Source organism: Acidovorax radicis N35 (assembly GCF_000204195.1).
In the GTDB taxonomy this organism is placed as follows: domain Bacteria; phylum Pseudomonadota; class Gammaproteobacteria; order Burkholderiales; family Burkholderiaceae_C; genus Acidovorax; species Acidovorax radicis.
The window spans coordinates 500394-524235 of the sequence record NZ_AFBG01000019.1 but is presented as its reverse complement, the minus strand read 5'-3'; the positions used below and the strand labels follow the sequence as shown (position 1 = coordinate 524235).

Here is a 23842-nt window from a genome sequence, read left to right as displayed (position 1 = left end):
TCAGTCAATCAATCAATATCCGAGTTTGGCAGGCAGCCACAGGGCCAGTTGCGGGAAGGCGATCACGAGCACCATCACCAGGAACATGGCAAACAGCATCCAGCCCACCCAGCGCACGGTCGATTCCATGCGCACGCCGGCAATGCGGCACGAGACCATGAGGTTCACGGCCAGCGGCGGGGTGAACTGGCCCAGCGCCACCTTGAGGGTCAGGATCACGCCGAACCAGACCGGGTCCCACTTGTAGAACTGCATGATGGGCAGCAGCAGTGGCACAAAGATCAGGAAGATCGAGATGCCGTCGAGGAACATGCCCACGGTGATGAGCAGCACGATGAGCAGCGCCAGCACGCCGTACTCACCCAGGCCCGAGTTCACGATGGCGTTGGCCACCGGGTCGATCACGCCCAGCGTGGACAGCGAATACGCAAAGATGCCCGCAAGCGACACCACCAGCAAAATCACGGCCGACAGTTCACCCGACTCGCGCAGGATGGGGAACAGGTCGCGCACCTTGATCGTGCGGTGGATCACCATGCCCACGAACAGGCCGTAGAACACCGCCACCACGGCCGCCTCGGTTGGCGTGAACCAGCCGGCGCGCATGCCGCCCAGGATCAGCACGGGTGCGGCCAGGCCCCAGGTGGCCTCGCGCAGGCTCTTCCAGAACGGCGGGCGAGGCATGGTGGCTTCCAGCGCGCCCATCTTGTGCTTGCGCGCCATCCACACCGCCGGGATGACCAGCGCAATCCCTGCCAGGATGCCCGGGATCATGCCCGCCGCAAACAGCGCGGGTACCGAGGCGCCCGGCACCAGCACCGAGTAGATGATGAAGGCGACGGAGGGCGGGATCAGGATGTCGGTGGCGGCGGCTGCCCCCACCACGCTGGCCGAGAACGAAGGCGGGTAGCCCGCGCGCGACATGGCCGCGATCATCACGCCCCCCACGGCGGCGGCGTTGGCCGGGCCAGAGCCCGAGATGCCCCCGAGAAACATGGCCACCACAATGGCCACCAGCGGCAGCATGCCCGGGCCGCGCCCGACGATGGCCACGGCAAAGTTCACGAGGCGCAGCGCGACGCCCGAGCGGTCGAAGATGGAGCCGACCAGCACGAACATCGGGATGGCCAGCAGCGGGTATTTGCCCAGGCCCGCGTAGAAGTTCTGCGGCACGGCCAGCAGACCGAACCACTGGCTGTCGGCATTGGCCAACGCGATGGCGGCGGCACCGGCCAGCCCCAGGGCAGCGCCGATGGGCACGCCCACGAACATCAGGCCCAGGAAGGCCACGAACAACAGGGTGGCGATCATGGCTGGCCGTCCCGGGTGGCTTCTGCGGCCGCTGCTTCGGGCTCAGTGCGTGTGCGGCGAAGCAGCACGCCGACGGCGCGGGCGGCGATCAGCGTAGACAACACTGGCAGCCAGATCGAGTACCACCATTGCGGCACGCCGATGCCGGGCGAGGTCTCGCCAAAGCGGTAGTCGTCCCACACCACGCGCACGCTGAGCACGGCGATCAGCCCGAACAGCACGGCCACGGTGACGGCGCCGAGTTGGGCCAGCCGCTTGCGGCGCAGGGCCGAGCCGCCTTCGGCAAAGTATTCGATGCGGATGTGCTGGTCGCGCGCCACGGCTGCAGAGCCCGCCACCAGGGCCAGAACAATCATCAGGAAGACCGAGATTTCCTCGGTCCAGGCAAAAGACGAGTTGGTGAAATAGCGCACCAGCACGTTGGCAAAGGTGATCAGGGCCAGGGCGGCCATCACGATGACTGTGAGCCAGTCTTCAAGGCGCAGCGAACGGGGCTCGGCCTCGGGGCTTGTGGTGTCGGGCGATGCGTCGGCCGAAGGCCCTGGGGGGGGAGAGGAGGACATGGGGGCAGGGTGGAAGAGAAAAAACGTGCGCGGGACTTGTGCCAACAAGGATGAATCCGCAGCGGCAGGCAAAGACAGGTAGGTTGCCTGATCGCGCTGTAAGTCGTGATGCGAACACCAGCCGCCCCGCCCGGCGGTGTTGTGCACCGTGGGCGTGGGGCGTGTCACGCCCCGAGCGCAAAAAAAGCGCGGTAAGCGCTGTGTTCCATTATGCGTTGGTTGCTATGCATGCACACCATTGGTGCGCTCAGGGTGCACTATGAAAACCCTCATATCTTTACGAAGCACGACCGCAGGCGCGCGCGGATAATGCCTGCATGGAAACCAAGTGGCTAGAAGATTTTGTCAGTCTTGCGGAAACACGCAGCTTCAGCCGGTCCGCCCAGTTGCGCCACGTGACACAGCCGGCCTTTTCGCGGCGCATCCAGGCCCTGGAAGCCTGGGCGGGCACCGATCTGGTGGACCGCAGCTCCTACCCCACACGACTCACCCCGGCCGGCAAGACCCTGTACGACCAGGCGCTGGAGGTGCTGCAGGCGCTGCAGAACACGCGCGCCATGCTGCGGGCGCACACCAGCGCCGGCAAGGACATGATCGAGTTCGCGGTGCCGCACACCCTGGCGTTCACGTTTTTCCCCGCCTGGGTGTCGAGCCTGCACGACAAGTTCGGCCCGTTCAAAAGCCGGTTGATCGCGCTCAATGTGCACGATGCCGTGATGCGGCTGGTGGAAGGCGGGTGCGACCTGCTGATTGCCTACCACCACCCCTCACAGCCTTTTCAGCTGGATGCCGACCGGTATGAAATGGTCAGCCTGGGGCAGGAAGTCATTTCTCCCTACAGCAAGGCCGACGCAGACGGCCAGCCCTTGCACCGCCTGCCTGGCCGGGCCGGGCAGCCACTGCCCTATCTGGGCTACGCCCCCGGCGCGTACCTGGGCCGCGTGACGGAACTGATCCTGAAGGAATCCGGCACGCCCATCCACCTGGAACGGGTGTACGAGACCGACATGGCCGAAGGCCTGAAGGCCATGGCGCTGGAAGGCCATGGCGTGGCCTTTCTGCCGCACAGTGCCGTGAAGAAAGAACTGCGGTCCCGCCGCCTGGTCAGTGCGGCCCCGGCCGACACCGAAGGCCTGCAGATGACCATGGATGTGCGCGCCTACCGCGAGAAGCCAGCGGGCAAGGAGGCCCCCAAGGGCACGGCCCAGGCCCTGTGGATGTACCTTCAAGCACAGGCAGGGTCATGCTAAGGGTAAATACGGATATAAACACTTTGCATAGTTGCGCGCGCAAACGGCATTGGAATTTCACGGTAACGACACGTACAGTCGGCGCCATCGCTGGGTCGGTTACCGCAGCGTGTGCCGTCTAAGAGCAGGTTCTTAGTCCCCACGGTGGCACGAACATTGCGAATCCGATCCATCCACTCACCGAGACGCCGTATGAAAGTTCAGCATTGGGGAATAGCCTGGGGCCTTGCGGCTGCAAGCTGCGCTTTTGCGGCGTCCGCACACGCCTCGGTGCTGGAGCGCATCAGTGCCGGTGGCAAGCTGGTGATTGCACACCGCGAATCGTCGGTACCTTTCTCGTACATTGATACGCAGTCCGGCAAGCCGGTAGGCTATGCGATGGATCTGTGTTTGCGCCTGGCCGAAGTAGTGCGCAAGAAGACCGGCAAGAAAGACATGGAGGTCGAGTTCCTGGCGGTCACACCCGCCAACCGCATCGCCGTGATCGAGCAGGGCAAGGCCGACATGGAGTGCGGCTCCACCACCAACAACGCCGAGCGGCGGCAGAAGGTGGCCTTCACCATTCCCCATTTCATCACTGGCGCGCGGCTGCTGGTCAAGTCTTCGAGTCCCATCGACCGCGTGGAAGATCTCAATGGCAAAAAGCTGGTGTCCACCAAAGGCACCACCCCACTGAAAGCGGCGGACCAGGCCAACCGGGAGCGCCTGATGGGGATCTCCATCGTGGAGGCGGCCGACCACGCCAAGGCGGTCGATATGGTCGAGAAGGGCGAGGCCGATGCCTTTGTGATGGACGATGTGCTGCTGTATGGCCTGGCGGCCGGGCGGCCGGACCCCAAGGCGCTCAAGGTGGTGGGCCGCTTCATGACCACCGAGCCGCTGGCCATCATGCTGCCCAAGAACGACCCTGAGTTCAAGAAGCTGATTGACGAAGAGATGCGCCGCCTGATCACCAGCCGGGACATCTATCCGATCTATGACAAATGGTTCCAAAAACCCATCCCGCCGAACAACACGGTACTGAACCTCCCGGTCAGCTACTTGTTGCGCGACTTCTGGAAATACCCTACCGACCAAGTCCCGTTCTGACTAATATCCCGGTCGAGGTTTCTGTTTTTGGAGAACATGGCCTGCTGGCGTTGCCAGCACGGGCGAATCTCTAGAATCCCCCCCTTTTTAGCTTCACACACAAGGAGATACCAATGAAGAAGCATTTGCTCGCGGTTGCCGTGACCGCCCTGGCTGCAGGTAGCGCTTTCGCTCAAGCCACCGATACCCTGGCCAAGATCAAGGCCTCGGGTGCCGTGACGCTGGGCGTTCGCGAATCTTCCGGTCTTTCCTACACCCTGGGTAACGGCAAGTTTGTGGGCTTCCATACCGAAATGGGCGAAATCGTCCTGGCCGATATCCAGAAGCAACTGGGCCTGCCTAAGCTGGAAGTCAAGTACCAGCCCGTCACCTCGCAAAACCGCATTCCCCTGGTGACCAACGGTACTGTGGACCTGGAGTGTGGCTCCACCACCAACAACGCAGCCCGCCAGAAGGATGTGGCCTTTGCCGTGACCACTTACGTGGAAGAAGTGCGCACGGCCGTGAAGGCCAGTTCGGGCATCACGTCGATCAAGGACTTGAACGGCAAGACCATTGCTACCACCACGGGCACCACTTCGGTGCAGACCCTGCGCAAGCACGAGCGCGCTGGTGGCATCGACTTCAAGGAAGTCTTTGGCAAGGACCACGCTGACAGCTTCCTGATGCTGGAAACGGGCCGTGCTGACGCCTTCGTGATGGATGGCTCCATCCTGGCGGCCAACATCTCCAAGTCCAAGAACCCCGCCGATTACAAGATCGTGGGCGAAGTGCTGAACGTGGAACCCATCGCCTGCATGCTGCGCAAGGACGACGCGGGCTTCAAGAAGGCTGTGGACGATTCCATCAAGCGCCAGATCGCTGACGGTTCGCTGGCCAAGCTGTACGACAAGTGGTTTATGCAACCCGTGCCACCGACCAACACCAAGATCGGCCTGCCATTGTCTGACGCTACCAAGGCCGCGTGGGCATCGCCTAACGACAAGCCTATGGAAGACTACGCAAAGAAGTAATTTTCTGAACGCTTGTGCCCCTTCGGCCAAACGGTTTGAAGGGGCTTTTTTGTTGGGCTCGCAAAGGGTTGCGCCCAACGCAACACCAAGAATTTAAGGGGTGCTCCTATGAGTTGGGATTGGCAGGTGTTCTGCCAGGACACCATGGACAGGGAAGTCGTGCAAAGCTGCTTTGGCAAGGGCGGCGATATCACTTACCTGGACTGGATGCTGTCGGCCTGGGGCTGGACGGTGTCTGTTTCGCTGCTGGCCCTGGTGCTGGCTCTTGTGCTGGGTTCCCTGATCGGGACACTGCGGACCTTGCAGGACCGACCGATGATCGTGCGCCTGGGCAATGCCTGGGTGGAGCTGTTCCGCAATATTCCGTTGCTGGTGCAGATTTTTCTGTGGTACCACGTCCTGCCCAGCTTCTTTCCGGTTTTGAGAGGCGTTCCCGGCTTTGCGCTGGTGGTGCTGGCTTTGGGCTTCTTCACGTCGGCGCGGATTGCCGAGCAGGTGCGCTCTGGCATTCAGGCGTTGCCGCGTGGCCAGCGGTATGCCGGTTTGGCGGTGGGTTTCACCACGTTCCAGACCTACCGCTATGTGCTGCTGCCCATGGCATTTCGCATCATCATTCCGCCGCTGACCAGCGAGACGATGAATATCTTCAAGAACTCGTCCGTGGCGTTTGCCGTGTCGGTGGCAGAACTCACGATGTTCGCCATGCAGGCACAGGAAGAAACCTCGCGCGGTATCGAGGTGTACCTGGCGGTGACGAGCCTCTACATCATCTCGGCATTTGCCATCAACCGCATCATGGCCTTCATCGAGAAGCGCGCACGCATCCCCGGAATGGTCGTTTCTGGCGCGGCAGGAGGGGGGCATTGATATGAATCTCGACTTTTCCTTCTACAACTGGGACCTGATTTCCAACTTCGTGCTCAAGGGGCTGTATTTCAGCCTGTTGCTCACGTTCATCGCCACCATCGGTGGTGTGGTCTTCGGCACGGTGCTGGCGCTCATGCGTCTGTCGGGCAAGAAGTGGCTGGATGTGCCTGCCACCATCTACGTCAACGGCATGCGCAGCATTCCGCTGGTCATGGTGATCCTGTGGTTCTTCCTGCTGGTACCGGCCATCATTGGTCGCCCCATCGGTGCGGAAGTCTCGGCCATCATCACCTTCATCGCGTTTGAAGCGGCCTACTTCAGCGAGATCATGCGTGCCGGTATCCAGTCCATTCCGCGCGGCCAGGTGTATGCGGGCCAGGCGCTGGGCATGACGTATGGCCAGAACATGAAGCTCGTGGTGCTGCCCCAGGCGTTCCGCAACATGCTGCCGGTGCTGCTCACGCAGACCATCATCCTGTTCCAGGACACGTCGCTGGTGTATGCCATCGGTGCCTACGACATGCTCAAAGGCTTTGAAGTGGCGGGCAAGAACTTCGGTCGCCCCATCGAGGCCTACCTGGCTGCAGCCGTGCTGTACTTTGTGATGTGCTACGCGCTGTCCTGGGCGGTCAAGCGTCTGCACCAGAAGATCGCGATCATTCGCTGATGCAAAAGAGATTGGATTGAGGAAAAAGAAATGATCGAACTCAAGAACGTATCCAAATGGTATGGCCCGGTGCAGGTGCTCAACGAGTGCTCTGCCACCATCCAAAAGGGTGAAGTGGTGGTGGTGTGCGGCCCGTCGGGCTCGGGCAAGTCCACGCTGATCAAGACCATCAACGCGCTCGAACCCTTCCAGAAGGGCGAGATCACGGTGGACGGTATTGCGCTGCACGACCCCAAGACCGATCTGCCCAAGCTGCGCAGCCGCGTGGGCATGGTGTTTCAGCACTTTGAGCTGTTCCCCCACCTGTCGGTCACGGACAACCTGACCATTGCGCAGATCAAGGTGCTGGGCCGCAGCGCGGACGACGCCAAGAAGCGTGGCCTCAAGATGCTTGAACGCGTGGGCCTGATGGCGCACAAGGACAAGTTTCCGGGCCAGCTCTCCGGCGGCCAGCAGCAGCGCGTGGCCATTGCCCGTGCGCTGTCGATGGACCCCATCGTGATGCTGTTCGACGAACCCACGTCCGCGCTCGACCCCGAAATGGTCGGCGAAGTGCTGGACGTGATGGTAGGCCTGGCCAACGAAGGCATGACCATGATGTGCGTGACCCACGAAATGGGCTTTGCCCGCAAGGTCAGCAACCGCGTGATCTTCATGGACGTGGGCGGCAAGATCCTGGAAGACTGCTCCAAGGACGACTTCTTCAACAACCCCGATGCACGCCAGCCGCGTACCAAGGACTTTCTCAACAAGATCCTGCAGCACTGAGCTGCACCCGCATCGCAGCCTCCTGCAAGGGCGATGCGATGGCCGGTACAAAACACAAAAGGCGCCTCGGGCGCCTTTTTTTGTTTTGGTGCGGGCGGCGGAAGGTGGGGGTGAGGGCCTTCTATTCCGGAGGGGCTGCGCGTGTTGATCTGCAATATCCTGTGCTACCTTGGCAGGTGCTGCCGTCAACCTCTGTCCCGATGAACCTTGCTCTCCCGATGGCCCATCCCATGGCCGGTGGCTCCGATGCCTGCGTGCCTTGGGTGGCGTGGCTGTGCCTGCGCCTGGCCATGGCCTTGTTGCCTGGCGTGGTGGCAGCCCAGGCGGGCAAGCCTGCCGTGGCAACCAGCCCTGTACTCCCGCCGACGGTGATGGCCTGCGGACTGGCCTTCGAACTTCCCGTGCAGTACCGCATCACCAGACCGCGCCGCACCGAAGGATCGGGCGGGATGGGCGTGTGCGCTTTTGATGTGGTCCCCGCCATCAACCCGCCGAAGGTGCTGGAGTGCAAGAACAAGGACGAGGGGGGCTCGCCACCTTATAACGTCTGCGACTGGATTCTGAGTGGCGTAACGGACTGGCCCACCGTGCAGGTGGCACGCACCCGCATCGAGGTCGATCATCAGCCGATGGAGCCTTTCCAGTTTGAGGGTGGGGTCTGGCTGTTGCCCAAAGTGGGTGCAGAGGCCTTGGTGCGCACCAGGTTCTTTGGCAAGCGGGCCTATTTGGGCGAGGCGGTTGCAGGGAGCATCTGGTATCGCACCCGCATCAAGAAGTACGAGTCCATCCATGCAGGGGTCGGGAGCGTGGACGCTGTGCTCATGCAGCTCACACCTCAATTGGCGGTGGTGCTGGTGAGCCCGCCCACGGACAGCTCGGAAGGTGGTTTAGAGGCGTGCCGCATTTTCTGTGGGAGTCTGCGCGCCGCCGGGCGCCCCGCTGACGAGCCTTCCTCCAAAGGCGCGGTGTCCGCCCAGGGGGCCGCGCGGGGAAGCTCCCGAGCGAACTCGAATTGACAGGAATCTCACCACCATGCACAGCAATACCCCAGCGGCCGACAAATTTGCCTTTCCCGCGGACCTGCCGGTGCCGCAACCTCTGCGCGACCTCCTGCAGGCGTGCCCGCAGCTGCGCTACTCGTCCGCGAGCGTGAGTGGCTTCTTTGCCTTTCATGCAGAGCCGCCCCGTGCCGTGGCCCGCTACTTTGGCGGGGAAGGCCATGCCAGCGGACAGTTCGCGGCGCAGCAGCTCGGGGTCTTTGGCACCCAGCCAGACGGTGCTGCCATTGCGGTCTGGCGTGCTCCCCAGGGCGGAATGCCCGTGGTGTACCTCGGGTCCGAAGGCGGAGGGCGGGTGCTGGCCAGCGATGCCTTGCAGTTTCTGCGCTTGCTGGGCATCGGCTACGGCGAGTTTTCCCTCAGCGGCGACATGGACGATTCGCCCGAAGAGGGATCGGAGGTCGCCCGCGAGCTGCTGGAGTGGCTGGCGGGGCAGGGCCTGGCGGTGCCCCCGACCGGGGAAGACATCGTGTCCGAGGCGGAGCAGCGCTGGCCCGATTTCGATGGCTGGATCGAGGATGCCGTGCAAGGGCGGTTGCAGCAGTCGGCCTCTGGCAGCGCAGCCCCCGCAGCAGGGGCTGCGCATGCCCCCGCACCCGAAGGCGGTGGCAGCCCGTGGGTTCAGATGCTGGCCTGCATCGGCCGACGCATTGACGACCCTGTGGTGCGGCAGTGGCTCGCCAGCGTGGGGGCCAAGCCGCTCAAGCCCGCACGCCGCACAACAACAGGACCTACGTCACCTCGCAGTCCACCGGCATCGCGGTTTTTGCCGAGAGGGCCCCCAGACACCGAAGCCTGTGGCCCCCGGTCAGAGACGGGCGCGTCTGGCGCACCCATGTCGTGAGAATCCTCGTGCCGGCGCAGGCTGCCCAGGTGGTGCCTTTGCCCCAGGGGCTGTCGTGGCAGCACTTTCCAGGCACCGATGCAGACGATCCCTATGTGACCCAGCCTGTCAACGACATGCTGGAGATGATCCTGGAGCGCGACGGCGAAGGCCCCGGCATCGCCCGCGTTTTCGTGAAATTGCGCCAGGAGCTGGACTTCATCGAGGCCAGTGCCAGCTACGAAGAGACCCAACCCCTGGTCTATGTGGAAGGCGCGTTCTTTGCGACCTGGTGCGCGTTGCACGGCCTGCTCAACCCGCAGCGCTACCCGGACAGCGTGCTGGCACCTTGGCGAGCCCGTGTGGCCACACCATTGCAGTTTCTGCATGGTCCCTGCCAGCGCATTGTCTGGAGCAGCGACATCACCGACGAAGCGAATGGCTTCTGGGGCTACTACTACAAGGGCTTTGGTGCGCCCGACGACCAGCGCTGGCAGGCCGACATCCAGGCCGTGTTCGGTTCGTCCAACCACTTTCGCGACCCGGACGAGGCCCGGACTCCCGACAGCTGGGAGGCATTCGATGCCATCGCGCCAACGATTGCGATGCGATTTGCCGAGTGGCGCGCCACGCTGGCTGCTGGCTGACCGCCCTGGACGCCGGTTGGCAGGGTTTTTCGGGCCATATGCACAGGGCGCTGCCCGCTGGTGTGTCTGCCCCTGCTACTTGCGTGGGGGCTTGCGCGCCGGTGTGTCGTTCACGATGAGCTGCTGGTCCTCCACATCCTTCCACAGCGTGTCCCTGCGCTTGAGCGCCTCGGACACCTGCGCATGGCGAAGCTGCGCGACGGCCGAGACCAGGGCATTGCAGACGAAGAAGGCGGCGGTATACGAATCGAAGGGCGATGCGTTAGACGTGCGCACCTGCACGAGGTGTTGGGCCAGCGCCGCCAGCGGGGCGGCCGGGCTGTCGGTGATGGCCAGGACCTGCGCGCCCGCGTCGCGAAAGCGCTGGGCCACCTTCACCGGCCCGCTGGCGTAGCGGCGGATGCTGAAGACGAGCAGCGTGTCCTCGGGCTGCACCCACAGCAGCTGGTCGGTGGCTGCCACCGCCCCGGCACCCAGTTCCTGCACGCCAGGGCGGCACATGTTCAGGTGCAGCGCCAGCCAGGCGGCCACGGGGGCGCTGTTGATCTGGGCCAGCACGAAGATCCGCCCCTCGGTCTGGGCAATGCGCCGGGCCATCGCTTCGAATGCGACCATGTCCAGGCTGTCGCGCGTGGCGGTGATGTTGTGCTGGTCATGCAGCAGTGCATCGTCCACGCACTGCGGCAGGCTGCGCTCGGTGCCGATGGTCACCGGGGCGCGCTGGCCGGCCGTCTGCAGCAGGGCGGTGACTTCGCCGCGCGCCTCGCGCTGAGCCTCGGCATAGCTGGCGTAGCCCAGCTTGGCGAACAGCCGCACCACGGTCGACGCGCTGGTGCCATTGCGCGCGGCCAGGGCTGTGGCCGACTCGAGCAGTGCGTGCGGGTAGTCGCGCCCCAGGGCTTCGGCCAGAGCGCGTTCGCTGACGGTCAGCTCCGCGCTCTGCCGCGCCAGGCGCTCGGTCAGCAAGCCTGTGGATGTTTGCAATGATGATTTCATTGATGTCTCTTTTGTGAAAAACGTATTGCAAACACGGGCGACGCGTGCAACACTTCAACCCAGATTCGCGCCCCGATTCCGGGGCCAACCCCGAGGATTGAGATGCAGGATACCCTTGAAAACCAAGGCCTGGCGGTGCGCCAGCGCATTCTGGACTGGCTCGCCAGCCAGTCCCAAGCCATGCAAGACCTGTTGCAGAAAGTCGTGGACATCGACAGCGGCAGCCGTGACGAGGCGGGTGTGACGGCCGTGGCCACTGCCCTGCGCGAGCGGCTGGAGGCTGCCGGCGTGGCCGTGCAGTTCGAGCCCGTGCCAGGCTATGGCGTGCTGCTGCATGCCCACGTTCCCGGCGCCGCCGACGGCCCGCCCATCGTGCTCATGGGCCACATGGACACCGTGTTCCCCGCCGGCACCGTGGCGCGCCGCCCCTTCCGCGTGGCGGACGGCCGTGCCTACGGCCCCGGCGTGGCCGACATGAAGTCGGGCCTGGTGATGAACGTGTTCGTGGCCGAGGCGTTTGCGCGCTGCGGCGGGCTGAAGGGGCCGCTGCAGCTGTTCTTCTCGTGCGACGAGGAGATCGGCTCACCCGTCACGCGCGAGCGCATCATGGCCAAGGCGCGCGGCGTCAAGGCGGTGCTCAATGCCGAGCCGGGCCGCGTCAGCGGCAACCTGGTGACAAGCCGCAAGGGCTCGATGGTGGTGGAGTTCGAGGTGGAGGGCGTCGCCGCCCATGCCGGCATCAACCACGCCGCAGGCGCGAGCGCCATCGAGGCCCTGGCCCGCAAGATATTGGCACTGCACGCGCTGACCGACCCCGCCACGGGCACCACCGTCAACGTAGGCGTGGTGCACGGCGGCATCGTGCCCAACATGGTGGCGCCGCACGCCAAGGCCGAGGTGGACCTGCGCTTCACCTCCGACACCGACCCGGAGGCACTGCTGCAGAAGGTGCGCGCCATCGTGGAAGAGGAATCCGTGCCGCGCACCCAAGGCCGCATCACCGAATCGCGCCGCACGCTGCCCATGAAGCCCACGCCCGACGCGCTGCTGGCGCTGTACCAGCGCGGCGCCCTGTCGCTGGGCTTCGAGGTGCAGGGCGAATTCACCGGCGGCGCGGCCGACAGCGGCCTGACCGCATCGGTAGGCGCGCCCACGCTGTGCGGCACCGGCCCCGTGGGCGGCCACCCGCACACCGAGCGCGAGTACTGCGAGCTGTCCACCTTCGTGCCGCGTGCGCAGGCGGTGGCGCTGGCGGTGCTCGACCACCCCTGATCGATCCATTCCGCGAACCTGCGCTCGTCCGCACAAGCCTGCCAATGCCGCTGCGCGCAGGCTCCATCCCCATCCCAGTTTCCTGAAAGAAGACCCATGCCATTTGCTTCGCAATCTCCCCGCCGTCGTGTTCTTTCCGCCAGCCTGGCGCTGGGCCTGGCGGCCGTGGCCGGCTTGGCGCCGCTGGCGGTGCAGGCCGACGAGAAATACCCTTCGCGCCCGATCACGCTCGTGGTGCCGTTCCCGCCCGGCGGCTCGGTGGACATCATGGCGCGCCAGTATTCCGAGCCACTGTCCAAGGTGCTGGGCGTGCCCATCGTGGTGGAGAACCGCGCCGGCGCAGGCGGATCGGTGGGCGCGTTGTATGTGGCGCGCGCCAAGCCCGACGGCTACACGCTGGTCGTGTCGTCGCAAAGCAGCCACCTGGCCAACCCGCTGACCCAGCCCAAGGTGGGCTACGACCCGGTCAAGGATTTCGAGAACATCGCCATCCTGGGCCGCCAGCCCAACGCGCTGGTGGTGCACAGCAGCCTGCCGTTCAAGACGTTCGCCGAGTTCGTGGCCTACGCCAAGAAGAACCCCGGCAAGCTCAACTACGGCAGCGGCGGCGTGGGCAGCATGGGCCAGCTCAACGTCGAGATGTTCAAGGCCGCGACCGGTGCGTTCACCACCCACATTCCCTACCGTGGCGGCACGCCGCTGATCACCGCGGTGCTGGCCAACGAGGTGCAGTTCATCCTCGACAACCTGGTCATCATGCTGCCCCACGTCCAGGCGGGCAAGGTGCGCGCCCTGGCAGTGGCCGCCGACCAGCGCCTGCCGCAACTGCCCGATGTCCCCACCATGGCCGAGGTCGGCTACCCCGAGCTCAACCTCACGTCGTGGACCGGCCTGGCCGCGCCCGGCGGCACGCCCGACGCCGTCGTGCAGACCTTGTACAAGGCCGTGCGCCAGGTTGCAACGTCACCCGCCATGGTGGCCAACCTCAAGGAGCGCGGCGTGATCGTGCCGGAAGAGATGGCGCCGGCCGCGTTCGAGAAGATGATGTCCGAGCGCCTCGTGAAATTCGGCGAGGTGGTGCGCAAGGCTGGCATCACGGCCGAATGAGCGCCGGGACGCTTGGTCTTTGAGTGTTTTTGGCTGTCAGCGCTTATCTGGTAAGCGCTGACAGCTATAAAAATGATAGTTTTCAAGCCGATGGGACAATGCTGCCCATGACAGCCGCACACCCCACCCCCATCGACACCCTCACCATCACCCGCCCCGACGACTGGCACCTGCACGTGCGCGACGGCGAGCCGCTGCACACTGTGGTGCCGCACACGGCCGCCCAGTTTGGCCGCGCGATCATCATGCCCAACCTGCGCCCGCCCGTGACCACGGCCGAGCAGGCCCTGGCCTACAAACAGCGCATCCTGGCCGCCGTTCCTGCCGGTGTGCAGTTCGAGCCGCTGATGACGCTGTACCTCACCGACAACCTGCCCGCCGACGAGATCGCGCGCGCCAAGGACGCGGGCGTGGTGGCCTGCAAGCTCTATCCCGCCGGCGCCACCACCAACAGCGACGCGGGCGTGACCGACCTGCGCAAGACGTACAAGACGCTCGAAGCCATGCAGAAGGCAGGGATGCTGCTGCTGGTGCACGGCGAGGTGACCAGCAGCGATATCGACCTGTTTGACCGCGAGGCCGTCTTCATCGACCAGCAGCTCATCCCGCTGCGCCGCGACTTCCCCGAGCTCAAGATCGTCTTCGAGCACATCACCACCAAGGACGCGGCCGACTACGTGCAGGCGTCCGACCGCTTCACGGCCGCCACCATCACCGCGCACCACCTGCTGTACAACCGCAACGCGATCTTCGTCGGCGGCGTGCGCCCGCACTACTACTGCCTGCCCGTGCTCAAGCGCGAGACGCACCGCGTGGCGCTGGTGGAGGCCGCGACCAGCGGCTCCGCCAAGTTCTTCCTGGGCACCGACAGCGCCCCGCACCCCGCGCACCTCAAGGAGCACGCCAGCGGCTGCGCCGGCTGCTACACAGCGCACGCCGCGATGGAGATGTACGCCGAAGCGTTCGACAACGCCGGTGCGCTGGACAAGCTCGAAGGCTTTGCCAGCTTCCACGGCCCCGACTTCTACAGCCTGCCGCGCAACACCGGCACCATCACCCTGCGCCGCGAGTCCTGGACGCCGCCCGAGAGCTTCGTCTTCGGCGAGGCCAACCTCAAGCCCCTGCGCTCTGGTGAAGCGCTGCCGTGGCGGCTGGTGTAAGCCCGCCCACCCCCACGTTGCCGGGCGCGATCGACTGGAGCGCTCCCTGGCTGGCGCCGTGGCGCGCCAGGGGCCAGCCCGTGGCGCAGCAGGTGCAGGGCGGCAGCCCGGTCGGTCAAGCGCTGCAGGCCGCGGTGCCAGGGGCTGCGCCGGTGGTGTTCGCCGCCCAGTCCGAGCTGCCCGACGGCACGGCCTACGAGCAGTACATCTGGGACACCCGCCGCGTCCCCACCCGCGACAACCTGCACGACTTCTTCAACGGCCTGGTGTGGCTGCACTTCCCGCACACCAAGCGCCGCCTGAACCAGTTGCAGGCCCAGGCCATCGCTGCCGACGGCGTGCAGGCCGTGCGCGGGCCGCTGCGCGATGCGCTCACGGTGTTTGATGAAAACGGTGCGCTGTTGCAGGCGCCGGATGCCCTGTGGGATGCGCTCAATGCGCGAGACTGGCAGCGCCTGTTCATCGACCTGCGCCCGCTGTGGGGCCAGGCCCGGCTGGTGCTGTTCGGCCATGCGCTGCTCGAAAAGCTGGTTTTCCCGCGAAAACCGATGGTGGCGCACGTATTCAAAGCACCAATAGCTATCGAATCCATAGCGAATGTGGATGTTTGGCTGGCAGGGGCGGTTGAGGCAACTGCATGGGCCACCAAGCCCTTCACGCCGCTTCCCGTGCTGGGCGTACCCGGCTGGTGGCCCGCCAACGAAGCGCCGGGCTTCTATGCCGATGCGCAGGTATTCCGGCCCTTGCGGGCAGCGTCCTTTTCCTAATTCCCGTCAAGGCTTGTGTGATAAGGCCCTGGCCGGGGTTTGCACCTACCATAGCGCGATGAAATCGCGGCCATGGGGGCTGCCCGGGGCTCGCAGTGGCCCCGCAGGCCGGGGGCGGCGCTTGAAGCGCAGCCGCCGGGCCCCATCTGAGCCAGCAAACACTTGTTGTTGTTTACCCCACGGAGAACCCATTCCATGAAGCGGATCCTTTTGTTTGTGATGACCAACCTGGCCGTCGTTGTCGTGCTGGGGGTGGTGGCCAGCCTGCTGGGCGTCAACCGCTACCTCACGGCCAACGGGCTGAACCTGGGCGCGTTGCTGGGCTTCGCGCTCGTCATGGGCTTTGGTGGCGCGATCATCTCGCTGCTTATCAGCAAGCCCATGGCCAAGTGGACCTCGGGCGTGCGCGTGATCGACGGCTCCGGCTCGCCCGACGAGCGCTGGATCGTCGAGACCGTGCGCAAGTTCGCCACCGAAGCCAAGATCGGCATGCCCGAAGTCGGCATCTTCGAGGGCGACCCCAATGCGTTTGCCACGGGCGCGTTCAAGAACTCGGCCTTGGTGGCGGTGTCCACCGGCCTGCTGCAAGGCATGACGCGGGAAGAGGTCGAGGCCGTGATCGGCCATGAGGTGGCCCACATCGCCAACGGCGACATGGTCACCATGACCCTGATCCAGGGCGTGATGAACACCTTCGTCGTGTTCCTGTCGCGTGTCATCGGCTACGCGGTCGACAGCTTCCTGCGCAAGAACGACGAGAGCAGCTCGGGCCCCGGCATCGGCTATTACGTGACCACCATCGTGCTCGACATCCTGCTGGGCTTCGTGGCCGCCATGATCGTCGCCTGGTTCAGCCGCCAGCGCGAGTTCCGTGCCGACGCGGGCGCCGCCCAGCTCATGGGCCGCCGTCAGCCGATGATCAACGCACTGGCCCGCCTGGGCGGCATGCACCCGGCTGAGCTGCCCAAGAGCATGGCCGCCATGGGCATTGCCGGTGGCATTGGCAAACTGTTCAGCACCCACCCGCCCATCGAAGAGCGCATTGCCGCACTGCAGAACGCACAGCAGCAAGGCTGATCCGGTTGGGCTTTGTGCCCTGGCCCTTTGAGGCCGCTGCAGGGGCTCCTGCAGCGGCCTTTTCATTGGGGGGGAGGGACCGGCGGTCTTGTGGGAAGGCTCAAGGGCTTGTAACCTTTTGTCGATAAGCTGGTGGTGACCCGGGCCCGCATGCTGCGCGGCGCGCAGCTGCATCACTGATCATCATTCCCACGAGAGCACTTCATGTCCATTTCCCACGCACGTGTTGCGGTCCGCCTGGCCCTGGCCTTTGGCGTTGTCTGCCTGGTCATGTCGCTTTCAGCCGCCGTCGGTATCTGGCGGCTGGCGGGGTTGCAGGACATCGCCGACGACCTGGGCGGCGCATCGTCCGAACGGGCGCTATTGGCGCGCGAGCTGCACGCCATCGTGGTGCTCAGCTCCGTACGGGCCGAAACCCTGCTGGAAATCGACAACCCCGCCTACGCTGCGCGCATCGATGCCGACCGCAAGGTCACGTCGGCCCGGTCGTCCGAAGTGCGCAAGCGGCTGGACGAACTGGCGGCGGACCCGGAGTCCCAGGCTCTGTTCGATGCCATTGACAAGGCAGGCAATGGTTTTCGCACGGTGCGGGACGACCTCGTCAAACGCCGCAAGGACGGCGAGGCCCTGCCGCCCGACGCCATTGCCACGCGCCTGCGCCCGGCGGCCGACGCCTACGCCGCCTCGGTGAACAAGCTGGCCGATTTCCAGCGCCAGCGCGTCGCCGAGGCCCGAGAGGCCGCCGCCCGCAGCGAGCGCCAGGGCATCACCCTGCTGGCGGCGGGCTCCGTGGTCGGGTTGCTGTTGAGCCTGGCCTGCGCCTGGCTGCTGTCGCGCTCCATCCTGCAGCCGCTGGCCCATGCGTCCGAAGTCACCGACCGCATTGCCGAGGGCGACCTCACCTCACCGGTGCCAGCGCTGCAGGCGGGCAGCCGCGACGAACTGCAGGCCTTGCTGGCGCGCCTCGCTGGCATGCAGGCACGGCTGGCGGAACTGGTGGTGGGCATGCGCCAGGCCAGTACCTCGGTGGCCGGCGCCAGCAGCGAGATCGCGGCGGGCAACGCCGACCTGTCGGCCCGCACCGAACATACGGCCTCCAACCTCGAAGAGATCGCCGCCAGCATGGAGGAACTGCTGGCCACCGTGCGCCACAGCGCCGACGCCGCTGCGCAGGCCAGCACCCTGGCCACCGGTGCCAGTGGCGTGGCCCAGCGCGGGCGTGAGGCCGTGGACCGCGTGGTGGGCACCATGGACGGCATCGCGCTGTCGTCGCGCCGCATTGCCGACATCACCAGCGTGATCGATGGCATTGCCTTCCAGACCAACATCCTTGCGCTGAACGCCGCCGTGGAAGCGGCGCGCGCGGGTGAGCAGGGCCGGGGTTTTGCCGTGGTCGCCAGCGAGGTGCGCAGCCTGGCGCAGCGTTCCGCCACGGCGGCCAAGGAGATCGGGGGCCTGATCAGCGACAGCGTGCGGCAGGTGGACGAAGGCACCAAGCTGGTCCACGCAGCAGGCGGCACCATGGGCGAGATCGTGAACTCGGTGCAGCAGGTGGCCACCATCATTGGCGAGATCAGCACCGCGGCACGCGAGCAGACCACGGGCCTGAGCCAGGTGGGCGAGGCGGTCTCGCAGCTTGACCAGATGACGCAGCAGAACGCCGCACTGGTCGAAGAATCGTCCGCCGCCGCGCAGGGCCTGCGGGTGCAGGCGCAACAGTTGGCCGAACTGGTGGAGGCGTTCCGGTTGCCCTCGGGGTCCTCGGCAGTGGCGCTGCGCTAGTTGGGTGCTGCCGCCGCCACACTGCGCGACGCAATGGCCGTAGGGGCGGTGTGGGCCAGCCCGCTCTGTGCTCTGTGCTCAGCGCGCAGCCACATCCACCCGCCAGCGCCTGCGCGGCGCGCGCAGCGCATGGCGCTTGCGGTATTCGGTCGGCGCCATGCCGGTGTAGCGCGCAAAGATGCGCCTGAAAGCCGCCGGATCGGCGTAGCCGCACGCCACGGCAACGCTGGGCACGCTCTCCAGCGTCACTTCCAGCATCACCTTGGCGCGGTGGCATCGCAGGCCGTGCAGGTAATCGAGCGGTGACTGCGACAGCTCCTGCTGAAAGTGCCGCAGCAGCGTGCGGGGGCTCACCGAGGCGGCTTCGGCCAGCCGGGCCAGCGAGTAGGGCTGGTCCAAATGGGCCTCCATCCAGGCAATGGCGCGCGCCAGCGTGCTGTCGCGGGTGGCCGGGATGTGCTGCTGTGCGTTGGCCTGCACGGCCGCGCGGGCACGCTGGTGGTCGGGTGCCATCACGCTCTCGCAGGCGGCGGCCAGCTCTTCGCCCAGTGCATGCCGCACCAGGGCGACGGCCAGCAGGTTCACGCTCTGCGGCAGCGCGCAGCTGATCCAGGGGCCGTCGTCCGACAGGTCCTGGCCCAGGCTCAGGCCCACCTCCGGAAAGTCCCGCTCAAACCCTGCGATGTAGAACCAGGGCAGGCTGGCCTTGCGCCCGTTCAGCCGTCCGCTTTGCGCTGCCAGCCACGCGCCATTGCCCACGGTGAGCAGCTTTTGCCCGGCATCGAGCGCAATGCCCAACTGCCGCGACAGCGCGCCGTGCCGGCCCGCCACCGTGCGAATGCTCGGAATGTCGGCGGCGTGGATCGACGCAATGAACAGCGCGTGGGCGGGGGCGGTGTCTGCTGCCGTGTCTTCCGCTGGGGTGTAGGCCGCCAGGGGCCCGGGCAAGGGTGGCAGGGGCAGCCCTTGGGCATCCAGCAGCCGCCAGGCCATGCGCGGCGCCGTTGCCCCCATGCGCAAGCCGGCCAGAAGGTTGGCGCCGCGCAGCAGGTCGATGAACTGCAGCGCGTTGCCCGCGGCGGACTCAGGCAGCAGCGGAATGTCCACGCGAAAAACCGGGGGCCTGGAATCGCCCGAAGGCGAGGACAAAGATGGCGATGGCATGGCGGTATTGGCTCGTTGGATGGCCATTTTCGCTTGTCACCAAGGCCGTGTCGGCTTTTAGCATGAACGTGCTTTTTGCTCCCTGCCCCGGCCTTGCAAGCTGTCACCCACCCTACGGATCTGCCCCATGCACAAACCCCTTTCCGCCATCGCACTTGCCGCAGGCCTTGCCGCCAGCGGGCTGAGCGCCGTTTCTTCGGCCCACGCACAGGCGCTGGATGCCGCCGGCCTGCAGGCCATTGATGCGGCCGTGAACGCCGTGGCCCCCAAGATGGTCGGCTGGCGCCGCGACATCCACGCACACCCCGAACTGTCGGGCCAGGAAGTGCGCACCGCCAAGCTGGTGGCCGAGCACTTGAAGAAACTGGGCATGGAAGTGCAGACCAACGTGGGCGGCACCGGCGTGGTGGGCACGCTGCGTGGTGGCCTGCCGGGCAAGGTGGTGGCGCTGCGTGCCGACATGGACGCGCTGCCCGTGCCCGAGAACACCGGCCTGCCCTTCGCGTCGAAGGTGAAGGCCAACTACCTGGGCAAGGAAGTGCCCGTGATGCACGCTTGCGGCCACGATGCCCACGTGGCCATGCTCATGGGCGCGGCCGAGGCGCTGGCCGGCATGAAAGCCAAGTTGCCTGGCACCATCAAGTTCATCTTCCAGCCTGCCGAGGAAGGCGCGCCGGTGGAGCCCGATGCGACCGGCAAGGTGCCCAGCTTTGGCGCCAAAGCCATGGTGGAGGAAGGCGCGATGAAGGACGTGCAGGCCATCTACGGCCTGCACATCACGGCCAACCTGCCTGCGGGTGTGGTGGGCTACCGCAGCGGACCGCTGATGGCGGGCTCCGACAGCCTGAAGATCCTGATCGAAGGCCGTGGCGGCCACGGTTCATCCCCCTGGAACGCGGTGGACCCCGTGGTGGCCGCGAGCCAGGTGGTGCTGGGTTTGCAGACGGTGGTCAGCCGCCAGCTCAATATCAGCAAGGAGCCGGCCGTCATCACCATCGGCTCCATCCAGGGCGGTACGCGCTACAACATCATTCCCGACAACGTCGAGATGATGGGCACCCTGCGCACCTTTGACGAGGAAATGCGGCAGGAAGCCTTGAAGCGCATCACCACCACGGCCGAGTCCATTGCCCTGTCGAGCGGCGCCAAGGCCAAGGTGGTGTTCGGCCCCGTGGCCTACCCGGTCACCAGCAACCCCGCCGAATTGACGGCAGCCTCGCTGCCAGCACTCAAGCTCGCCATGGGTGGCAAGGCCATGATCATCCCCAAGGTCAGTGGCTCGGAAGACTTCTCGGAATTCCAGAAGGTGGCGCCGGGCTTCTTCTACTTCCTGGGCGCACCGCCCAAGGGTGCGGACTTCAACAAGGCCCCGTCCAACCATTCGCCGCTGTTTGACATCGACGAAGACCAACTGCCCGTGGGGGCCCGCTCGCTGGCGGCGCTGGCCGTGGACTTTTTGCAGCGCAAGTAAGCGATGCCACTGGCCTGCACCGCCGGGAGGCAGGTCAGCCCGCTACGCCCAGCAGGCTCCGGGCGACGGCCTCGCCGACCTTGATGCCGTCCACCCCGGCCGACAGAATCCCGCCCGCGTAGCTCGCCCCTTCACCCGCCGGGTACAGCCCGGCGGTGTTCAGGCTTTGCAGGTTCTCGCCCCGGCCGATCTTGAGCGGCGACGAGGTGCGCGTTTCCACGCCCGTCAGCACCGCGTCGTGCATGTCAAAGCCCTTGATCTTGCGGCCGAACGCGGGCAGCGCCTCGCGCAGCGCCTCGATGGCGTAGGCGGGCAGGGCGGCGTGCAGGTCCCCCAGCGCTACGCCGGGCTTGTACGACGGTTCCACATCGCCGAGCTGCCTGGACGGCGTGCCCTGGATGAAGTCGCCCACCAGCTGGCCCGGCGCGCTGTAGTCACGCCCGCCCAGCACAAAAGCATTCGATTCGAGTTGGCGCTGCAGCACGCTGCCCGACAGCGGGTGAAATTGCCCGGCAGCCAGACGCTCCACACCGTAGGTCTGGCCCAGGTGCGTTTCAAACGCTGCGGGGTCGGTGGGGTAGTCGCGCGGGTCAATGCCCACCACCATGCCCGCGTTGGCGTTGCGCTCGTTGCGCGAATACTGGCTCATGCCGTTGGTGACCACACGGTTCGGCTCACTGGTGGCGGCCACCACGGTGCCGCCGGGGCACATGCAAAAGCTGTACACCGCGCGCCCATTGGCCGCGTGGTGCACCAGCTTGTAGTCGGCCGCGCCCAGCAGTGGGTGGCCCGCGTGGCGGCCCCAGCGGGCGCGGTCGATCACGCCCTGCGGGTGCTCGATGCGAAAGCCGATGGAAAAGGGCTTGGCCTCCATGGCCACGCCGCGCTCGTACAGCATGGCAAAGGTGTCGCGTGAGCTGTGGCCCAGGGCCATCACCACGTGGTCGGCGCGCAAGTCGGTGGTCTCGCCCGTGGCCTGGTTCAGCACCTTCAGGCCACGCAGGTGGCGCTCGCCTTGGGCATCGTTCTCCACGATCACATCCGTCACGCGCTGCTCGAAGCGGATCTCGCCACCCAGCGCAATGATCTGCTCGCGCAGGTTCTCCACCACCTTCACCAGCTTGAAGGTGCCGATGTGCGGGTGGGCGACGTACAGGATTTCTTCTGGGGCGCCCGCCTTCACGAACTCGTTCATCACCTTGCGGCCCAGGTGGCGCGGGTCCTTGATCTGGCTGTAGAGCTTGCCGTCGCTGAAGGTGCCTGCGCCGCCTTCACCAAACTGCACATTGCTTTCGGCATGCAGCTCGCGCTTGCGCCACAGGCCCCAGGTGTCCTTGGTGCGTTCGCGCACGGGCTTGCCGCGCTCCAGCACGATGGGCTTGAAACCCATCTGCGCCAGCACCAGTGCCGCAAAGATGCCGCAGGGGCCAAAGCCCACCACCACGGGGCGGAGGGGCAGGTCGGCAGGCGCCTGGCCCACGGGGTGCCAGGCCATGTCGGGCGTCGGCTGAACGTGCGGGTTGCCCGCGAACTGCGTGAGCAGCGCGGCTTCGCGCGCGGGCTGGACCAGGGTGATGTCCACGATGTACACCGCCAGCAGGTCTACCTTGCGCGCATCAAAGCTGCGCTTGAAGACATGCAGATGGGCGATATCGGCATCTGCCAGGCCCAGAATGTGGGTGGCAGCGGCGCGCAGGGGCGCCTCGGGGGCTTCGGCCACGGTGAAGGGCAGCCGGATTTCGGAGAGTCGGATCATGTTCTTGCGGGCCCGTGTCGATCGGGCGGGTTGCAATGGCGTGGGGCCGCGATGATACGGGGTGTGTGCTGCGGATGGAATCCCGGGTGGGAAAGTTGCGTGGAGCCGTTTGCCTAAAAACTATCAAATTAATAGCTGCTAGCGCTTTATAGATAAGCGCTGGAGGCATATTTGACTCATATTTTTTGGTCTGAAGTGCTTTCAGCGTCCGGGTCTGCCTGCTGGCGCCAACGCAGCTCTGTCACGCCGAACGCTGCGGCCGCCAGCACCAGCGGCCCAAAGTAATACAGCGCCCGGTAGGCCAGCAGCGCCGCCAGCACTTCTTCTTGCCCCAGCGTGTCGGCGGCCAGCAGCGCCACGCCCACGGCCTCCAGCACACCCAGGCCGGCGGGCACGCGCAACACCAGCCCGGCCACGGCCCCCAGGAGCACAGTGGCCAGCGCGGCGGGATAGCTCACCTGGTGTTGCAACACCGTCCACAGCGCGGCACCCATCAGCATCCAGTTGGTGGCCGACGCGGCCACCTGCCACAGCGCCACGGGCCAGCGGGGCAGCGGAAACGCGTGACCGCGCAGCGTGAGTGCGCGCCCGCTGCGCAGCGCACACAGCGCCACGTAGGCCACGGGCAGGCTGCCCAGCACCGTCCCGCCCAGGCGCCACTGCCAGGGCTCCACCGCCCAACCCGCCACCGCAGGCGGCTGCCACAGCCAGGCCAGCACACCCGCGAGCAGCAGGTAGCCCACCCAGTTCGTCAGGATGCTGGTGCCCACCACCTGGCCGATGGTGCCCGGGTCCACGCCGCGCCTTGCATACAGCCGGTAGCGCACGCCGACACCGCCAATCAGCGAACCCAGGTTGAGCGTGAACGGGTAGCTGGTCATGGCAATGCCCAGCGTGGTGGCGCGCGGTAGCCGGTGGCCGCTGCAATGGCGGCCCACCCAGTCAAAGCTGCCGTAGGTGAAGTGGCTCAGCAACGCCAGCGCACCGCCCATGGCCAGTGCGGTGCTGGGCAGGTCGCGCAGGGCTTGCAGCACGGCGGGCCAGTCCACCGTGCGCGCTTGCCGAAAGATCAGCCAGGCCACCGTCGCAAAAAAAGCGGCGGCGACCCCCCGGGTGGCCCAGGGCCACCAGGCCTGCCGCGGCCAGTTGCGCCAGCCGTGCTGGCTGGTTTTGCGCCGTGGCGCCTCCATGGCGTCGGTGTCGGCGAGCAGCGTGGGGGTGGCCATGGTGGGGA

At 65.9% G+C, this 23842-nt stretch carries 22 protein-coding genes; 16 read left to right on the top strand and 6 right to left on the bottom strand.

Features of this window, described 5'->3' with window-relative positions; genetic code table 11:
- Positions 1 to 12: 12 nt before the first annotated feature.
- Positions 13 to 1311, bottom strand: coding sequence for a TRAP transporter large permease (locus ARADN35_RS0112155; protein WP_010462464.1), 1299 nt, complete (start codon positions 1309 to 1311; stop codon positions 13 to 15).
- Positions 1308 to 1874, bottom strand: coding sequence for a TRAP transporter small permease (locus ARADN35_RS0112150; protein ID WP_029413957.1), 567 nt, complete (start codon positions 1872 to 1874; stop codon positions 1308 to 1310). The genes ARADN35_RS0112155 and ARADN35_RS0112150 overlap by 4 nt, the downstream gene beginning before the upstream one ends.
- A gap of 317 nt (positions 1875 to 2191) precedes the next feature.
- On the opposite strand from ARADN35_RS0112150, the gene ARADN35_RS0112145 reads away from it, so the two are divergent.
- From ARADN35_RS0112145 to ARADN35_RS0112105, 9 genes are all read left to right on the top strand, one after another.
- A complete protein-coding gene (locus tag ARADN35_RS0112145; RefSeq protein ID WP_010462461.1) occupies positions 2192 to 3124 on the top strand; it encodes a LysR family transcriptional regulator in 933 nt (310 codons plus the stop codon).
- 192 nt (positions 3125 to 3316) lie between these two features.
- Positions 3317 to 4213 carry an amino acid ABC transporter substrate-binding protein gene (locus ARADN35_RS0112140; RefSeq protein WP_029413955.1) on the top strand — a complete coding sequence of 299 codons (897 nt, stop codon included), beginning with the start codon at positions 3317 to 3319 and terminating at the stop codon, positions 4211 to 4213.
- Between the two features lie 113 nt (positions 4214 to 4326).
- Entirely contained in the window at positions 4327 to 5226 is a 900-nt protein-coding gene (locus tag ARADN35_RS0112135; protein ID WP_010462455.1) for an amino acid ABC transporter substrate-binding protein, read from the top strand.
- Positions 5227 to 5334: 108 nt separating this feature from the next.
- On the top strand, positions 5335 to 6093 hold the full coding sequence (locus tag ARADN35_RS0112130; RefSeq protein WP_010462453.1) for an amino acid ABC transporter permease: 759 nt from the start codon (positions 5335 to 5337) through the stop codon (positions 6091 to 6093).
- Position 6094: 1 nt separating this feature from the next.
- On the top strand, positions 6095 to 6760 hold the full coding sequence (locus tag ARADN35_RS0112125) for an amino acid ABC transporter permease (protein ID WP_010462450.1): 666 nt from the start codon (positions 6095 to 6097) through the stop codon (positions 6758 to 6760).
- A gap of 30 nt (positions 6761 to 6790) precedes the next feature.
- Positions 6791 to 7528 (top strand): amino acid ABC transporter ATP-binding protein, encoded by a 738-nt coding sequence (locus ARADN35_RS0112120; RefSeq protein ID WP_010462448.1) that lies wholly within the window; start codon positions 6791 to 6793, stop codon positions 7526 to 7528.
- Positions 7529 to 7728: 200 nt separating this feature from the next.
- The gene (locus ARADN35_RS0112115; RefSeq protein WP_139019192.1) at positions 7729 to 8544 is read left to right on the top strand and encodes a hypothetical protein; all 816 of its coding nucleotides are present in this window, start codon (positions 7729 to 7731) and stop codon (positions 8542 to 8544) included.
- Between the two features lie 16 nt (positions 8545 to 8560).
- A complete protein-coding gene (locus ARADN35_RS26965) occupies positions 8561 to 9430 on the top strand; it encodes a hypothetical protein (protein WP_010462443.1) in 870 nt (289 codons plus the stop codon).
- Positions 9427 to 10056, top strand: a complete 630-nt coding sequence (locus tag ARADN35_RS0112105; protein ID WP_010462441.1) for a DUF7832 domain-containing protein — start codon at positions 9427 to 9429, stop codon at positions 10054 to 10056. The genes ARADN35_RS26965 and ARADN35_RS0112105 overlap by 4 nt, the downstream gene beginning before the upstream one ends.
- Positions 10057 to 10131: 75 nt before the next feature.
- Here the strand turns inward: ARADN35_RS0112105 and ARADN35_RS0112100 are convergent, their stop codons facing one another.
- Positions 10132 to 11052: a MurR/RpiR family transcriptional regulator gene (locus ARADN35_RS0112100; RefSeq protein WP_029413952.1), complete on the bottom strand. Its 921-nt coding sequence runs from the start codon at positions 11050 to 11052 to the stop codon at positions 10132 to 10134.
- Between the two features lie 102 nt (positions 11053 to 11154).
- Between ARADN35_RS0112100 and ARADN35_RS0112095 the strand changes: the two genes are divergently transcribed.
- From ARADN35_RS0112095 to ARADN35_RS0112070, 6 genes are all read left to right on the top strand, one after another.
- Positions 11155 to 12324: a M20 family metallopeptidase gene (locus ARADN35_RS0112095; protein ID WP_010462438.1), complete on the top strand. Its 1170-nt coding sequence runs from the start codon at positions 11155 to 11157 to the stop codon at positions 12322 to 12324.
- A 96-nt stretch (positions 12325 to 12420) separates the two neighbouring features.
- Positions 12421 to 13431, top strand: coding sequence for a Bug family tripartite tricarboxylate transporter substrate binding protein (locus ARADN35_RS0112090; protein ID WP_010462436.1), 1011 nt, complete (start codon positions 12421 to 12423; stop codon positions 13429 to 13431).
- Between the two features lie 107 nt (positions 13432 to 13538).
- A complete protein-coding gene (gene pyrC, locus ARADN35_RS0112085) occupies positions 13539 to 14591 on the top strand; it encodes a dihydroorotase (RefSeq protein WP_010462434.1) in 1053 nt (350 codons plus the stop codon).
- The gene (locus ARADN35_RS0112080) at positions 14576 to 15358 is read left to right on the top strand and encodes a DUF3025 domain-containing protein (protein WP_100199418.1); all 783 of its coding nucleotides are present in this window, start codon (positions 14576 to 14578) and stop codon (positions 15356 to 15358) included. Before pyrC ends, ARADN35_RS0112080 begins: the two co-directional genes overlap by 16 nt.
- Before the next feature lie 195 nt (positions 15359 to 15553).
- Positions 15554 to 16435 carry a protease HtpX gene (htpX, locus tag ARADN35_RS0112075; protein ID WP_010462430.1) on the top strand — a complete coding sequence of 294 codons (882 nt, stop codon included), beginning with the start codon at positions 15554 to 15556 and terminating at the stop codon, positions 16433 to 16435.
- Between the two features lie 204 nt (positions 16436 to 16639).
- The gene (locus ARADN35_RS0112070) at positions 16640 to 18217 is read left to right on the top strand and encodes a methyl-accepting chemotaxis protein (protein WP_010462428.1); all 1578 of its coding nucleotides are present in this window, start codon (positions 16640 to 16642) and stop codon (positions 18215 to 18217) included.
- A 78-nt stretch (positions 18218 to 18295) separates the two neighbouring features.
- Here the strand turns inward: ARADN35_RS0112070 and ARADN35_RS0112065 are convergent, their stop codons facing one another.
- Positions 18296 to 19381 carry a GlxA family transcriptional regulator gene (locus tag ARADN35_RS0112065; protein WP_050812519.1) on the bottom strand — a complete coding sequence of 362 codons (1086 nt, stop codon included), beginning with the start codon at positions 19379 to 19381 and terminating at the stop codon, positions 18296 to 18298.
- 127 nt (positions 19382 to 19508) lie between these two features.
- On the opposite strand from ARADN35_RS0112065, the gene ARADN35_RS0112060 reads away from it, so the two are divergent.
- Positions 19509 to 20852, top strand: coding sequence for an amidohydrolase (locus ARADN35_RS0112060; RefSeq protein WP_010462424.1), 1344 nt, complete (start codon positions 19509 to 19511; stop codon positions 20850 to 20852).
- A 34-nt stretch (positions 20853 to 20886) separates the two neighbouring features.
- Here ARADN35_RS0112060 and ARADN35_RS0112055 read toward each other — a convergent pair whose 3' ends face one another.
- Complete coding sequence (locus ARADN35_RS0112055; protein ID WP_010462423.1) at positions 20887 to 22608, bottom strand: NAD(P)/FAD-dependent oxidoreductase; 1722 nt, start codon at positions 22606 to 22608, stop codon at positions 20887 to 20889.
- A 176-nt stretch (positions 22609 to 22784) separates the two neighbouring features.
- Positions 22785 to 23834, bottom strand: coding sequence for a lysylphosphatidylglycerol synthase transmembrane domain-containing protein (locus ARADN35_RS0112050; RefSeq protein ID WP_010462421.1), 1050 nt, complete (start codon positions 23832 to 23834; stop codon positions 22785 to 22787).
- Between the last annotated feature and the right edge of the window lie 8 nt (positions 23835 to 23842).